The organism is Frankia sp. CgKIO3 (assembly GCF_977946435.1).
Window position 1 is genome coordinate 58840 of sequence record NZ_CDWTMO010000002.1, and the last position, 13411, is coordinate 72250.

At 70.6% G+C, this 13411-nt stretch carries 12 protein-coding genes, 1 tRNA gene and 1 pseudogene; 8 read left to right on the plus strand and 6 right to left on the minus strand.

What is annotated here, in order from left to right:
* Positions 1 to 51 precede the first annotated feature (51 nt).
* A complete protein-coding gene (locus AC08OJ_RS00695; protein WP_476594835.1) occupies positions 52 to 1632 on the minus strand; it encodes an MFS transporter in 1581 nt (526 codons plus the stop codon).
* 199 nt (positions 1633 to 1831) lie between these two features.
* On the opposite strand from AC08OJ_RS00695, the gene AC08OJ_RS00700 reads away from it, so the two are divergent.
* The 3 genes from AC08OJ_RS00700 to AC08OJ_RS00710 all read left to right on the plus strand — a co-directional run bounded on the left by AC08OJ_RS00700 (position 1832) and on the right by AC08OJ_RS00710 (position 4927).
* The gene (locus AC08OJ_RS00700; protein WP_476591951.1) at positions 1832 to 2581 is read left to right on the plus strand and encodes a TetR/AcrR family transcriptional regulator; all 750 of its coding nucleotides are present in this window, start codon (positions 1832 to 1834) and stop codon (positions 2579 to 2581) included.
* A 250-nt stretch (positions 2582 to 2831) separates the two neighbouring features.
* On the plus strand, positions 2832 to 4121 hold the full coding sequence (locus AC08OJ_RS00705) for a hypothetical protein (protein WP_476594836.1): 1290 nt from the start codon (positions 2832 to 2834) through the stop codon (positions 4119 to 4121).
* Between the two features lie 11 nt (positions 4122 to 4132).
* The gene (locus AC08OJ_RS00710; RefSeq protein ID WP_476591953.1) at positions 4133 to 4927 is read left to right on the plus strand and encodes a hypothetical protein; all 795 of its coding nucleotides are present in this window, start codon (positions 4133 to 4135) and stop codon (positions 4925 to 4927) included.
* A 28-nt stretch (positions 4928 to 4955) separates the two neighbouring features.
* Here AC08OJ_RS00710 and AC08OJ_RS00715 read toward each other — a convergent pair whose 3' ends face one another.
* A complete protein-coding gene (locus AC08OJ_RS00715) occupies positions 4956 to 5522 on the minus strand; it encodes a hypothetical protein (protein WP_476591954.1) in 567 nt (188 codons plus the stop codon).
* 252 nt (positions 5523 to 5774) lie between these two features.
* The gene (locus AC08OJ_RS00720; protein ID WP_476594837.1) at positions 5775 to 6170 is read right to left on the minus strand and encodes an NUDIX hydrolase; all 396 of its coding nucleotides are present in this window, start codon (positions 6168 to 6170) and stop codon (positions 5775 to 5777) included.
* Between the two features lie 332 nt (positions 6171 to 6502).
* Between AC08OJ_RS00720 and AC08OJ_RS00725 the strand changes: the two genes are divergently transcribed.
* From AC08OJ_RS00725 to AC08OJ_RS00735, 3 genes are read left to right on the plus strand one after another with little or no spacing between them, the layout of a single operon-like run.
* Positions 6503 to 6910 carry a TOBE domain-containing protein gene (locus AC08OJ_RS00725; RefSeq protein ID WP_462187801.1) on the plus strand — a complete coding sequence of 136 codons (408 nt, stop codon included), beginning with the start codon at positions 6503 to 6505 and terminating at the stop codon, positions 6908 to 6910.
* 29 nt (positions 6911 to 6939) lie between these two features.
* A complete protein-coding gene (locus tag AC08OJ_RS00730) occupies positions 6940 to 7956 on the plus strand; it encodes an ABC transporter permease (RefSeq protein WP_476594843.1) in 1017 nt (338 codons plus the stop codon).
* A 14-nt stretch (positions 7957 to 7970) separates the two neighbouring features.
* Complete coding sequence (locus AC08OJ_RS00735; protein ID WP_476591956.1) at positions 7971 to 8696, plus strand: ABC transporter ATP-binding protein; 726 nt, start codon at positions 7971 to 7973, stop codon at positions 8694 to 8696.
* Positions 8697 to 8706: 10 nt separating this feature from the next.
* On the opposite strand, the gene AC08OJ_RS00740 is transcribed toward AC08OJ_RS00735, so the two are convergent.
* Together AC08OJ_RS00740 and AC08OJ_RS00745 are read right to left on the minus strand one after the other, a co-directional pair.
* Complete coding sequence (locus AC08OJ_RS00740) at positions 8707 to 8919, minus strand: DUF1918 domain-containing protein (protein ID WP_462187797.1); 213 nt, start codon at positions 8917 to 8919, stop codon at positions 8707 to 8709.
* Positions 8920 to 8955: 36 nt separating this feature from the next.
* Positions 8956 to 10284, minus strand: a complete 1329-nt coding sequence (locus AC08OJ_RS00745) for a phosphoribosyltransferase family protein (protein ID WP_476591957.1) — start codon at positions 10282 to 10284, stop codon at positions 8956 to 8958.
* Positions 10285 to 11131: 847 nt separating this feature from the next.
* Here AC08OJ_RS00745 and AC08OJ_RS00750 point away from each other — a divergent pair.
* Positions 11132 to 11662: a hypothetical protein gene (locus AC08OJ_RS00750; protein WP_476591958.1), complete on the plus strand. Its 531-nt coding sequence runs from the start codon at positions 11132 to 11134 to the stop codon at positions 11660 to 11662.
* Positions 11663 to 11745: 83 nt separating this feature from the next.
* Positions 11746 to 11822: transfer RNA gene (locus tag AC08OJ_RS00755), tRNA-Ala, on the plus strand.
* A gap of 787 nt (positions 11823 to 12609) precedes the next feature.
* Here the strand turns inward: AC08OJ_RS00755 and AC08OJ_RS00760 are convergent.
* A pseudogene (locus tag AC08OJ_RS00760) lies at positions 12610 to 13395 on the minus strand (recombinase family protein); the annotation flags it as partial.
* Between the last annotated feature and the right edge of the window lie 16 nt (positions 13396 to 13411).

The window sequence follows — 13411 nt, forward strand, 5'->3', positions numbered from 1 at the left end:
GGCTGCTGCGCAGATCCACGATCTGATGTCCGCGCGGCTGATGGAGATGGATCAGACCTCCGCGAGTGCCTGGTCCTCGTCGTCCGAGGCCCCGGACGCGGTCTTCTCCGCCGCGCCGAGGGCCGGCTCCGGCTCGGGCCGCCGGACACGGGGCAGCAGCAGCGCGGCCAGGATCCCGGCGGCGAGGACGCAGCCGCCGATGAACAGCCCGAGGGAGTAGCCGGAGGCCAGCGCGTTGAGCCGCGCGGCCCCGTGCCTGAGACGGCCGTCGGTATACCTGGTCGCGATCGTCGACACCGCGGCGAGGCCGATCGCCGCGCCGATCTGGCGGCTGGTATTGATCAAACCGGACGCGAGGCCCGCCAGGCGCATCGGCACGCCCGCCGTGGCCGCGGCGACCATCGCGACCATGACAGAGCCCACCCCCAACCCGATGATCAGGACCGGGCCGAACACGTGCACCCAGTACGAGCCGTCCCGGGTGATCGTCGACAGCCAGAGCAGACCTGCCGTTCCGCTCATGAGACCGAACACGATGATCGGACGCGGACCGAGCCGCCCGATCATCCGGGTGACGATCCGCGAGGCAATGATGACCATAAGTGGTATCGGGAGCATGGCCACCCCGGTGCGCAGCGGGCTGTAACCCTGAGCCTGCTGGAGGAAGAGGGTGAGGAAAAAGAGGATCGTGAACATCGCGGCGCCGAGGAAGGCGGCGACCGCGTTCGCTGCGGCGAGCCCGGGGTAGCGGAAGATGCTCAGCGGCACCAGCGGGGCGGGGGTCGTGACCTCGACGACCACGAACGCGGCAAGGAGCACTACCGCCCCGGCCAGCATCCCGAGCGTGACCGGGGACGTCCAGGAGGAACTCTCGGTGCGGACGATGCCGTAGACCGACAGCACCAGGCCCCCGGTGACGGTCACCGTGCCGGGAATGTCAAGATCACGCAGCCGGCTCAACTGGCCCCGCGACTCGACAAGCACGAGCCGGACGGCCACGAGGAGCGCCACCCCGATCGGCACATTGACGAACAGCACCCACCGCCAGTTCGCGACCTCGGTCAGCGCACCGCCGACGATCGCGCCGAGCGCCCCGCCGCTGGCCGCGGTGGCGCCCCACGCGCCCAACGCCCGGATCCGCTCCCACCCCTCGGCGAAGGAGATCATCAACAGGGTCAGCGTCGCCGGGGCGAGCACGGCCCCGCCCAGCCCCTGCACGGCCCGGGCGACGATGAGCTGCGCCTCGGTCCGCGCAAAACCACCGCCGAGGCTCGCCAGGGTGAACAGCGCCAGCCCGGCCACGAACACCCGGCGGCGACCGAACAGGTCTGCCGCCCGGCCGCCGAAGAGCAGCAGACCCGCGAACGCGATCGTGTAGGCGTTGACCACCCACTGCAAGCCGCTCGCCGTCATCCCGAGATCGGTCTGCATCGACGGCAGCGCGACGTTCACGATCGAAATGTCCAGAACGACCATGAACTGGGCCAGGCAGCAGACGGCCAGCACGGCCCAGCCCGGAATCCCCCGGCCCGGCGGTGCGCCACCTCCCGGCGAGGCACCCGCCCCGGTACCGGCGGTCCTGCCGACCACGGCACCACCCTCGTCCGAACCGCCCTCATCCGAACCTGTCATCACCCGATACCTCTAACCCCAGCCTTCATACAACTCCAGTCTTCGTACACCGTACGAGCAGTGAGCCAACCCTACGCCGTACGATGTACCAACGCCAAAACGGCAGCCTGTGCGTCCTGCCAGGAGGCGTCCTGCCAGGAGGTGAGTGGCGATGGCGGCGCCGCCGAGTGCGGCCCCGGGGCGATCCCAGGGGAAGCCGATGGGACGGGTGTCCACCCCACCGGGATGCCGGACGCCGCTGAGCGGTGAACGGCTGGCCCTGGCCGCGATGGAGATCGCCGACGCGGAGGGGCTCACGGCGGTGTCGATGCGGCGGATCGCCGCACATCTGGGCGTCGGGACGATGACGCTCTACCACCACGTCCGGGACAAGAACGAACTGACCGGCCTGATGTGGGACGCGTTCCTGGCTGGGCATCTGCTGGACGAGGTTCCCGAGGACTGGCGGGACGGCCTCACCCAGATCGCCCGGCGCGCGAGGCGGTCCTTCCAGGAACATCCCTGGGCCCTTCGGATCGGCATCCGCCGGGATTTCGGTCCCAACAAGCTGCGGCACATCGAGCAGTGCCTGACCGTAGCCTCGAAGATCACCGATGATCCGCAGGACCAGCTGCGCATCATCCACTCGCTTAATGATCTGGTGGTCGGCTGCACGCTGCGCGAACTCGGCGACCGGGAGGATGAGGATTTCGACCGCCGACGGCCTCCGGCGGCCGACTCCCAGGATCGCCCCGGTGTCCCGATGGCGGGACCGGTTTTCTCCGTCCAGGTCCTCAACCGCGCGCAGACCACCGAGGACGCGCAGACCGCCGAGAAGGAGTACCCACGGCTGCGCGCCCTCGCCGCCCTCGGCTGCGGATACACGGTGCCGCGCTTCGAGCAGGCGCTGAAATGGCTTCTCGACGGAATCGCCGTCGCGTACGCGCCGGAGCCCCCGGCCAACCGATGATCGGTTGGCCGATCATCGGTTGGCCGGGAAATAGCCGACCGGGGAACAGCCGACCAATGTTCCGCCGACGATGATCACTGTGCTCGCGCCCGGTGCCCGCCGGCGTCCGGCGGATGCCGAATTCGCTGCGGATACGAAGAAGTGCGAAGAAGGATGCGTAGCGGCCTTCACGGACACGACTGGAGTAGCTACCGTCGGAGCGAATAAACGTCGCTGACCGTCCACGAGCCGCATTCGGGGCATCATCACCATGACCGCTCGGCTACCTCGTCACGTCGCGCCGCTCGCCGTGGGCGAGCCCACCTCACTCGGGCCCTACCAGCTGCTCGGTCGGCTGGACGCCGGCATCACCGGCATCGTCTATCTGAGCCGTGCTGTCGGAGGCGCGCAGGTCGCGATCCGCGCGCTGCACCCGGGCAACGCCCTGCGCGCGGACATGCGGGCCCGGTTCGCGGCGGCGATCGACCGCGCTCGCGTGCTGGCCGGGGCACACACCTGCGGGGTGCTCGACGCCGCGCCCGACGCCGAGCGGCCATACGTGGTCACGGAGTTCGTCGGGGGCCCGACCCTGGCCCGCGAGCTCACCGAACGCGGACCGCTGTCCTCGGACGAGATCGACCGCCTCGCCCGGACCCTGTTGGAGACCATCGATGCGGCGCACCGCACGGTCGGCGCACTCGGCGACCTGACAGCAACGGATATCGTGCTCTCTGTTACCGGGCCGCGGCTGGTCGACCTGGGTGTCGCGGCGGCCCTGCGACCACTGCTGCTGTCCCCCGCGGCCGGCTCGGCCGGAGGGACGGCGCCCGGGACGCCGCACGTCGTCGCCGGGCGCTCCGGCCACCTGCGGCCTCCCCCCAACAGCCCCGGCTACGTGCCCGGCTATGGCTACGGCCCCGCGGCGAGTGGCTGGGATGGCCCCGCCGCCGACATCGTCGCGTGGGCCGGGATCGTCGATCTGGCCGCGACGGGAAAGCCCAGCGGGTCCGTCGAACCCGCGGCCCGGGCCGGGCGACGCCGCTCCGACCGGTCGGAGCACACGGCTCCCATCGGCCAGGGGGTGCGGCGGGCGCTCGCCCGTGTGCGACAGGCCGACGGGGCCTCTCTGCCCGACACCGCCGAGCTGCTGGCGCTGCTCTCCGGATCGAAGCCGCAGTCGACCCGAGCGGCGTGGGGCCGTGGCCCGCAGGCCGCCACGGCTCACGGCGGGCGGGCGCCGCGACGACAGGCGCGGATCCGCGGCCTGAGCCTACCGATCCTCGACCACCGACCCGGACGGCTCCCCTCGGAAGGGCTCCCCTCAGGACGGCCACGGGCGGGCGGCACAGCACCGGTCGGCGGGCACCGAGCCCCACCCGGAGTGTCCCGGACCCGATGGCCGCCCGGGCGCTGCCACCGCTCCCGACACTGCCACCGCCGGAGCTCCCGCCCCCGGACCGCCGTCCGGCCTCCGCTCGTCCGGAGTCCGGACGAGCGGAGGCCGGACGAGCGGCATCGGTGGGATCCACATCAGCGAGGCGGGCAGCCGAGCCACGGGTAGAACGCCTGCCGGTGGACTCGCTCGTTCGCGCTCGCCGGTCCCGGATGCGCCCGGTCGCCGCATTCGCGGTGGCTGCGGTGGCAGCGGTGGCGGCCGCAGCCACCGCCGCGGGGCTCAACTCCTCGCCCGACGACGTGACCACGGGTGCGCGTGCTCCGTTGCACGAGTCACAGCCGGACGACGGCGGCACCGTGGACACTCCGAGCAGCGGCCGGTCCGGATCCCGCGAGGGCCGCCCGGCCGTGCGGGCACCGGCCGCCCCCCGGCCCGCCGCGTCAGGCAGCCCCGCCGTGGACGAACCCGGCTCAGGTGGGCCCAGCACCCTCGGCGGCGGATCCGTCCTCGGCCCGACCAAAGAGGAACAGCAGAACGACCTGGCGGCGGAGGACTTCGCCCTGAACACCCTGCGCCTCGCGGCGGGTGGCAGATCCGCGCCGCCGGGGCGTTCCTCTGGCGGCCCGGTGCCGGCGGCCTCCCCGCCGGCGCACCAGGCGCCGCCCGTTCTCGCCGCCGCCCCGCCGGTGCCGACCAAGCCGTCCGCAGCGGCGGAAGGAGTGGCTGCCGGGCCGATCGAGGCCAGGACCCCGGCCACCGGCACCCCGGCCGCCGGTGGCCGGACCACCCGCGCGGCAACAACCGCCAGCGGAGCTTCCGTGACGTCCACGGCGACCAAGCCCCCGACCCAGCCGGCAACGACCCGGCCGGCCGCCACCCGGCCACCGGCCACGACGGCTCCGGCTCCGGCTCCGGCCAGGAGGAGTCTCGCCCCGGTGCAGGTGGACGTCGTGACGTTGGCCCCGCGGTAGTCCCCAGCCCCGCGGCGGCCTCTGACGGTTACCGCTGTCGTTCGCTCGAACCGGCGACGGAGGTCACCCCCGCCCGCACGGCACCGTCGGGCCAGATGATCTGGAGGGGTTTGCGTCGCCAGCGCGCGTAGGAGACGACGTCCGCCGTACCCCCGAAGCCACACGCCGGCAGACCGTCCCACACCGCGAGGACCTGGTCGGATGCGTCGACCAGAAGGCGGCTCGCCGACATCAGGCTGGGCAGATCGGGCTTCGCCCGGTCCTGGCTGCGTATCTCGGTGGCGCGGCCGAGCAGCCGATCGTAGTCGCGCCGATGCGCAGCGGGTTGAAAGTCCCGGTAACCGGCCGCGGGTATCATGACAATGAGCCGGCCCCCAAGTTCGAGGACCACGTCGGCGAAGATAGTGTCCGCTCCCTCGGCCAGGCAGCTGATCCCGGTCAACCCGGCCGCGGCGAGAGGCGCCAGCACCCGGCGCATCTCGCCGGCCGTGTATTCGTCCTGCCCGTCGGAAAGCCCCCGGTGGCCCGTCACCCCGATGACGACCATGCCGTTGTCACCCCGTCCGGCGGTGACGACGGAAACAGCGGTAACCATCGCGCGATGCAGCGCCCGATGCGGACCGCGACGGCCAGGGTCGGCGTCGAGAGAACACCGGGCGAATGTACCCAAGGGATCCGGGGCCAGGGTGGTTCGTCACCGGATCGGGCCTGTCACGGGGCTGTGGCGCGGGTCGCCTGGCTCCTTCATCCGGCCGCATTCCGACCCGCGGGCATGCGGGCGTGCGGGCGCTAGAACCTGAAGTCGAGATGAGGTCAACCGTGCGAATGCGAGGATGCGCGCCTACGGTCAGCGGCTGGCCGACTCGTACCAGGCCGGACGGGTGTTGGTGAGCCAGCCGGGGACCAGTCGGCGCAGGTTGGCGGGCCTTAGTTCCAGGTCGAGCAGGCTCCCAAGGGACACCGAGACGATATCGAAATCATTCAGCCTGCTCCCAAAGTCGGCGCCCCACGACCGGTCAGCGGCGAAGACGACGTCGAGCACCCCCATCCGCTCACCGCGTTCGATCGAGATGTTCTGGATACCGCCCACGAACGTCAGGTAGTCCAGTTCAATCCCGGCCTGCTCGTTCAGCAGCCGGCGCAGCGCCGTCTGCACGGTCTCTCCCGGCTCGACCCGGCCTCCTGGCAAGTGGAACGACTTCTGGCCACGCTCGTTGGCGAGCAGCACCCGATCACCCGTCACGAGCAGCGCGCGCGTTGATCCGCACGGGGCCGGCGACCAGGTCGCCGTAGGACGTGGTGGCGGTGACGGTCGGTTTGGAAGCGGGCGGTGTCACGGGTGCTCCAGGAGTGGCGAGTCGGGCCGAGAGGGGCAACCTCCGCATCGTGCCCCGCCGGACCAGATCGTGATGCGCCAACCGATCATCCGGCCGGCATCGGGTCGGTCGAGGACACGGTCCCGTCAATCCGACCACCTCGCCGCCTGACCCGCATGAGCGGATATTTTTATGTAATTTCACCGTAATTTCGGATCATACGTCGCGACTCTCCCGAAGATTCGGGTACGATCACCCCATGCCGAGATTCCGGATCAGCGAGGCCGCCGCGCTGCTCGGTGTCAGTGACGACACCATCCGCCGGTGGGCGGACAGCGGCCGACTGCCAACCGTCCTAGACGACGCCGGCCGCCGGGCGATCGAAGGCGGCACCCTGGCCGGATTCGCCAAGGATCTGGCGACCGAGCAGACCGCCGCCCAGACACCGGTCGTCGCCGAATCCGCGCGTAACCGCTTCCCCGGCATTATCACCCGCGTGGTGCGCGACGCGGTGATGGCCCAGGTCGAGATCCAGGCCGGCCCGCATCGCCTGGTCTCGCTCATGAGCCGGGAGGCCGCCGACGAACTCGGGCTGGAAGCCGGCGTCCTCGCGGTCGGCGCGGTGAAGTCGACCAACGTCGTCATCGAGCTACCCGAGCGTCGTTGATCCCGATCAGCGAGAAGGGCCTGCCCGCCGTGTCGGTCCGCGGCGGTTCGCTCCTTCGAAGGGGTCAGCCGGAGCAACGGGCCGTCGGCCCGCACGGCCGGTTCAGCTCGCACGGCCGGTTCAGCCTGCGCGATCGGGCGCCCCGGCCGGGTGACCCGCGGACCGGCGGACGTCCGCGCCGCACGGTTCGCCGGGAAACGCGCCGCCGGATGTCCTGGGCGCTGCTGGTGCCGGCCGGGATCGCTGGCCTGTTCCTGCTCCTGCCGCTCGTCGGCCTGCTCGTCCGCGCCCCCTGGTCCGCCCTGCCCGATCTGCTCACCGAGACCGCGGTCCGGCAGGCCCTCCTCCTATCAGTGGAGACGGCCACCGCCACAACCGCGCTGTCGCTGCTGTTCGGTGTCCCCCTGGCCTGGCTGCTGGCCCGCACCCGTTTTCCCGGCCGGTCCCTGTTGCGCGCCCTGGTCACCCTCCCGCTCGTGCTGCCGCCAGTGGTCGGCGGCGTGGCCCTGCTTCTGGTGCTGGGTCGGCGCGGCGTCGTCGGCCAGTACCTCGATGGCTGGTTCGGCATCACCATCCCGTTCACCAGCGTCGGCGTGGTGATCGCGCAGATCTTCGTGGCCATGCCGTTCCTCATCGTGTCCGTCGAGGGCGCGCTGAACAGCGCCGATCGGCGGTTCGAGGACGCCGCCGCCACCCTCGGTGCCGGGCCGTGGATGACGTTTCGCCGAGTCACCATGCCGATGACGGCGCCGGCGGTGGCCGCCGGCGCGGCGCTGTGCTGGGCTCGCGCCCTCGGCGAGTTCGGGGCCACGATCACGTTCGCCGGCAACTTCCCCGGGACCACCCGGACCACGCCGCTCGCGGTCTACCTGGCGCTGGAGACGGACTCGGACACAGCCATCGCGCTGTCACTCGTACTGCTCGCGGTCTGCGTCGGAGTTCTGGTGGCACTGCGGGGCCGCTGGTTCCCCGGCGCCCGGCGGATTTTACGCAACCGGGGAACGCGTGACGCCGCCCCGAAGGCGCTCGAGCGGGGCATCCCGTGAACGCGGGGCATCCCGTGAACACCGTCCCCGGAGATTCGGCGCGGGCGGCGCCCCCCGCCCCCGGCCTGGATCCGGCGTCAGCCGGGCTCAGCGCGCTGATGACAGTGCGACAGGGCCAGTTCGTGCTCGACGTCAAGGTCAGCGTGGCACGGGGGGAGACGGTCGCCGTCCTCGGCCGCAGCGGGGCGGGCAAGAGCACGCTGCTGCGGGTCCTGGCCGGCCTCCTCCCGCTCGACGAGGGCCGGATCACCCTCGGCGGCGAGGTTCTCGACAACCCGGCCGAGCACCGTTTCGTCCCGTCCGAACAGCGGCCGGTCGGCATGGTCTTCCAGGACTACCTGCTGTTCCCACACCTGCGGGCCCGCGACAACATCGCCTTCGGCCTGCGGGCCCGCCTCGGCCAGGGCCGGCGGCACGCCCGGGCGTCCGCGGACACCTGGCTGGAACGGTTCGGGATCGGCCATCTCGGCGACCGACGACCGGATGCCCTGTCCGGCGGCCAGGGGCAACGGGTGGCGCTCGCGCGGGCGCTGGCGCCGGGGCCCGGACTGCTGCTGCTCGACGAACCGCTCGCCGCGCTCGACACCGCGACCCGCCGCGAGGTCAGGTCCTTCCTGCACAATGTGCTACCGACACTGGCGGCTCCGGTGCTCATCGTCACGCACGATCCCACGGACGCCGAGGTTCTCGCCGACCGCACCCTCGCCCTCGATGCGGGGCGGGTCGTCGACCAGGACTGATCCGGGCTGCTCAGCCGGCCCCGCTGCGTGCCTCCTCGCCGCGGTGACGGATCTCGGCATCCGGACCCGGGTAGACGAAGCTGACGTGCCCCGTGTCGGACCAGCGGACCGCAAACGGCGGATCCCCCGCCGCCGAGCGCACCTCGAAGACCTCGCCGAGTCGGTCCGGCTGCCGGGTGGTGTGACGGTGGACCACCAGAGTGTCGCCCGGGTGGGCACGCATCGCCCGGCGTCGCGCGGAAGTCAGGTCAGTACCCGGTCAGGCGCGACCGGGATGGCCGGCCAACGCCAGGTGATCGACGAACCAGTCACGCGCAAGCGCGGCCGCCTGCTCCAGGGCACCCGGCTCGGCGAACAGGTGCGTGGCGCCCGGGACGATCGCCAGCCGGTTCTCGCAGCCCAGCAGTCGGGCCTGGGCCTGCCGGTTCAGCTCGAGGACCAGATCGTCCCGCGCACCGACGATGAGCAACGTCGGGGCGCGTACCGCGGTCAGCTGCGCCGCGGCCAAGTCCGGTCGGCCGCCCCGCGACACGACGGCCGCGACGGGGAACCCCCCTTCCGCGGCGGCCCGCAGCGCCGCGGCGGCACCGGTGCTGGCGCCGAAGTAACCAATGGGGAGGGCAGCCGTCGCCGGTTGGCCGCGCAGCCAACCGGTCACGTCGATCAGCCGCCGGGCAAGCAGCCCGATGTCGAACACGTTCGCCCGGTCACGCTCCTCGTCCGGGGTGAGCAGGTCGAACAGCAGGGTCGCGAGCCCCGCGGCATTGAGGTCGCGGGCCACGAACTGGTTACGTGGGCTGTGCCGGCTGCTGCCGCTGCCGTGAGCGAAGACGACCGCTCCCCGGGACTGGTCGGGCACGGTGAGCCGACCGGCGAGCCGCACTCGACCGACGGGGATGTCGACCTCGACATCGCCGCCGGACGGGTCGGCTACCGCGCCGCCGACCGGCATCGTCAGCGCGGCCCGGCGCAGCAGGTCGACGACCTCCTCGTCCGGTGTCTGGGAGAAGTCCGCGTAGAACTCGCCGATACCGAAGAAGACGTCGGGCGTCTGGACGCAGACCACCTCGTCTGCCTGCCGGCGCAGCCAGCCGATCCGGTCACGGGGGGCAACGGGGGTCGCCAGCACCACGTGGGTGGCTCCCTGGGCCCGCACGACCTGGCACGCGGCAGAGGCCGTCGAGCCGGTCGCGATCCCGTCGTCCACCACGACCACCGTCCGCCCGGCGAGCGGGATCCTCGGCCGGCCGTTCCGGAACCGCCGGGCCCGACGATCAAGCTCCACCAACTCGCGCGCCTGAACCGCGGCGAACTCGTCCAGCCCCACGTTAGCCAGCCGCCGGGCCTCCTCGTTAACGACCCGCACCCCACCCTCGGCGATGGCACCCATCGCGAGCTCAGGCTGGAAGGGGACACCGAGCTTGCGGACGAGGATGACATCCAGCGGGGCCTCCAGCGCCCGCGCCACCTCGAACGCGACAGGAATGCCCCCGCGGGGCAGCCCGACGACAACGACGTCACGGCCGCGTAGATGCGCCAGCCGCTGCCCGAGCTGCCGGCCGGCCTCCTCCCGACTATCGAAGATCACGACAACCTCCTCGTGCCGGCCGGGCGGGCTCCTCGTGCTCGCCGTCCGGACCGGACATCGTCCTGTGGTCGTCGTTCCCCGATTAGTCGCCGGGATACCGACCCACACCGTCCCGGGGCACCTGCCCCGATCCGAGCGATACACGGTTCGCGGCGTGCGGTGCAAAGATCGTCGAGACGCTCCGGACAGTCGGAATCACCGTGTCCGCATGCTCCTGAACCGATCTCCGGCGACCACTTGCGCTCCGACGCCCGGCCGGGATGCCGTGCATAATAAAGGTGTGACGCTCCGTTGGCAGCCCGGCTCCGCCCCTCACTGGGCGTGGCGAGAGGTCTGTTGTCCAGGGCGCTGTCGGTGTTGTCCCAGCCCTCGCGTCCACTGAGGCTCGCCGCACGCGCGACGAGCGCACCGGTCCTGTAACTCAGGGACCGTTCTGGGCGCGAGGGGCCTCGGGGCTCGGTGCCAGACCTGAACGAGTGATCTTTTTGCTCCCGGGGTGAAGCAGCTGTCGATCATCCGTATTCCCGGACTCCCGTCCTGCCCCTGGCCGGGTCGTTCGCCGGAGTGCTCCGTGCGCGCTCCCGGATGACCGGCTGAGCTATGCGCTCCGCCGGATGAGCCAGGTCGCGCCGTCTCCGTCTTCTCCCGTCGCGTGCCAGCCCGCTACCCGCCCCGGTCACCTGTGGCCGTGCCGCCAGGGTCAGCCGGGCTGGTCCGGCCTTGGCGGCTGGTCCGGTCCCGACCGGCCGATCCCCCGCTGGGACTTCCCAGACCCGCGCAACTACTACGCAATCATCACGCAATCACTGTGTAGCTATCGAGAACTATCAGGAAGGCAGCGTTCGCTGTGACCTTCGAGTCGTGGATGGCCCGGTTGCGGAGCGAGGGATACCTCGTCTGCCCGGGGAGCTCCCCGGTACCCGTCGAGGTACGAGGTGTTCGTCCCGACGGGGTCGGTCTGCTGTTCCGTTGCCGGGGAACGGCGATCCGGCTCGCCCTGTACCGGCCCGGACCGGCGGTATGGCAGATAGCCGTCCGGGACAAGGCGTGGTGCCCGGAGGAGTCCCTGCAACTGTGGACGCACCACCCGCTCGACACGGCGGATGTTCCGACCGACGCTCGGCTGGCCTTCCCTCGGGGCACCGAGCCGGACCAGGAGCTTGTCATCGACGGCACTCGCGTGTGGGGATGGTGCGGCCATGAGGCGGGGCTGCTCCGGCCAGCCGCCGCAGCCCCCCTGTTCGACCGGTTGATGGCCACCGTCACGCGGTCCGGCCTCGCCCTGTCAGAGCGCATCCAGCCAGATCTCGCCCGGGAGGTCGCCGTGCCGGCCGCCCGGTCGAGGGCTCGGGGCAAGGAGGGCATCAGCATCAGCTGACGGCCGGCCGGAGGCGGCGATCCACCCGAACCGGGGTGGTCGTCACATGGGCTACGCGGTCCTGTAAGCTTCAGATGCTTCCAGGGGGTGTAGCTCAGCCTGGTAGAGCGCCTCCCTCGCACGGAGGAGGCCAGGGGTTCGAGTCCCCTCACCTCCACCATTTCGGTCTTACTCGAACCCGCTCTACACAGAGAGTAGTCGAGCAAGCCCGAAACGGTGACAATTTCATAGATTGTGGCGTCCTCCGTAAGGAGGGCGCCGCTGTCGTCTCGGCGCTCGTAGCGCGCAGACGCCAGCGCGAAGCGGCGGCGTAGCCGGTCCGTGGTCTCGCGTCCGTCGTCGGCAGGCGCTTCATCGGTCTCGGCGGAAGGCTCTACGACGCTGGAACCTGTCGGTGTTGCAAGCTCGGCACGTGCCTCCCGCCGTAGGTACACCACCGTCTCGAACGGCTCGGTCAGCTCGTCGGCGACGACCAGCGGGCCGTTGCCGTCCGTGTCGAGGAACAGTTTCGTAAAAATCGCCCGGTTGAGCACGCTGCGGGTGCGCTTGTTTGACGTCCGGTACAGCTCCTGCGGGTCGGCCAGGAGGTCGAGCATTCCGGTGACGATCTGGTAGCCGACCTCAAGCTCGGCCTCGGTGTTGTCAAGCTGCCGCTTGATCTTGGTCCGCTCCTCGCGGATGGCCCGCAGCCGTGAGGTGATCTTCTCTCTGGGCCAGTCAGGATCGCCGACGAGGTCGAGGTAGCGGTCTTCCTGCCGGTCGAGGTCCTTCAGCCGCCTGGTGTGCTGTGTCCGGAGTTGCCGGGCATTGTCCTCGCCGTTGCTGACGGCGTCCTGCATGGTGGCGTGTAGGTGCTGCTGTACGTCGTCTGGCACTCGCACGTGGCAGTAGTGCCGCAGTACTGCCTCCTCGACATCCTCGACTTTGAAGTAGGGGAGGTCGCAGGTGCCGTCCTGCCGTCCACGGCAGATGTAGTAGAAGTACTGCATGCCGTGACGGTTCTTCGCGCCGGAGATGATCAGGCGCCGTTCGCAGTGACCGCACCAGACGACGCCCTTGAGGTAGTGGTTATAGGTCCGCTGGCGGGTGCCGGCGCCGCGGTCGGCGATCAAGACCTTCTGTACCCGGTCGAACAGGTCTTGGTCGATGATGGCTGGGTGGCGGCCTGTGACTTCGGTTCCCTGGTAGCTGACAAAACCGAGGTAGTAGCGGTCGCGTAGCATGTCGCCGATTTTGTGGATCGATACCGGGCGTTCGGGCCGCATAGGGGTGGGCCGGGTGCGTAGCCCCGCCTCGGTGAGTGCTTTGCGTAGCGAGTGGAAGTTGTATTTTCCGGTGGCGTACAGCTCGAAAGCCAGTCGGATGAGCGGCGCCCGCACCGGGTCGACGGCGATCGTACGGATCTCGCGGCCCTCGAATTTCTCCCGGACGTTGAGGTAGCCGAGGGGAGCTTGGCCGATGGTGCCGCCGTGGCGGGCCTTCTCGCCCATTTTGTAGCGGATGTCTTCGCCGTTGGCGCGGGACTGGAAGCCGTTGAACACCGCGAGGAATCCGTGCATGGCTTCGCCGAGCGGGGTGTCGTCGAACTTCTCGGTCGCGGAGATCATGGTGACATTGAGTTCGCGCAGCATAGCGAGGGTGATACCGTTCTCGGCCCAGTTCCGGTGCATGCGCGACAGCGAGTAGAAGATGACGTAGTCGACGTCGTGGCGCTCGCGGATACGTGCCATCATCTTCTTGAACTCAGGC

Bases quoted from the DNA above. Each gene is read 5' to 3' on its own strand.
- AC08OJ_RS00695 (WP_476594835.1), bottom strand. From the start codon at position 1,632: ATGACAGGTTCGGATGAGGGCGGTTCGGACGAGGGTGGTGCCGTGGTC.
- AC08OJ_RS00700 (WP_476591951.1), top strand. From the start codon at position 1,832: ATGGGACGGGTGTCCACCCCACCGGGATGCCGGACGCCGCTGAGCGGT.
- AC08OJ_RS00705 (WP_476594836.1), top strand. From the start codon at position 2,832: ATGACCGCTCGGCTACCTCGTCACGTCGCGCCGCTCGCCGTGGGCGAG.
- AC08OJ_RS00715 (WP_476591954.1), bottom strand. From the start codon at position 5,522: ATGGTTACCGCTGTTTCCGTCGTCACCGCCGGACGGGGTGACAACGGC.
- AC08OJ_RS00725 (WP_462187801.1), top strand. From the start codon at position 6,503: ATGCCGAGATTCCGGATCAGCGAGGCCGCCGCGCTGCTCGGTGTCAGT.
- AC08OJ_RS00740 (WP_462187797.1), bottom strand. From the start codon at position 8,919: ATGCGTGCCCACCCGGGCGACACTCTGGTGGTCCACCGTCACACCACC.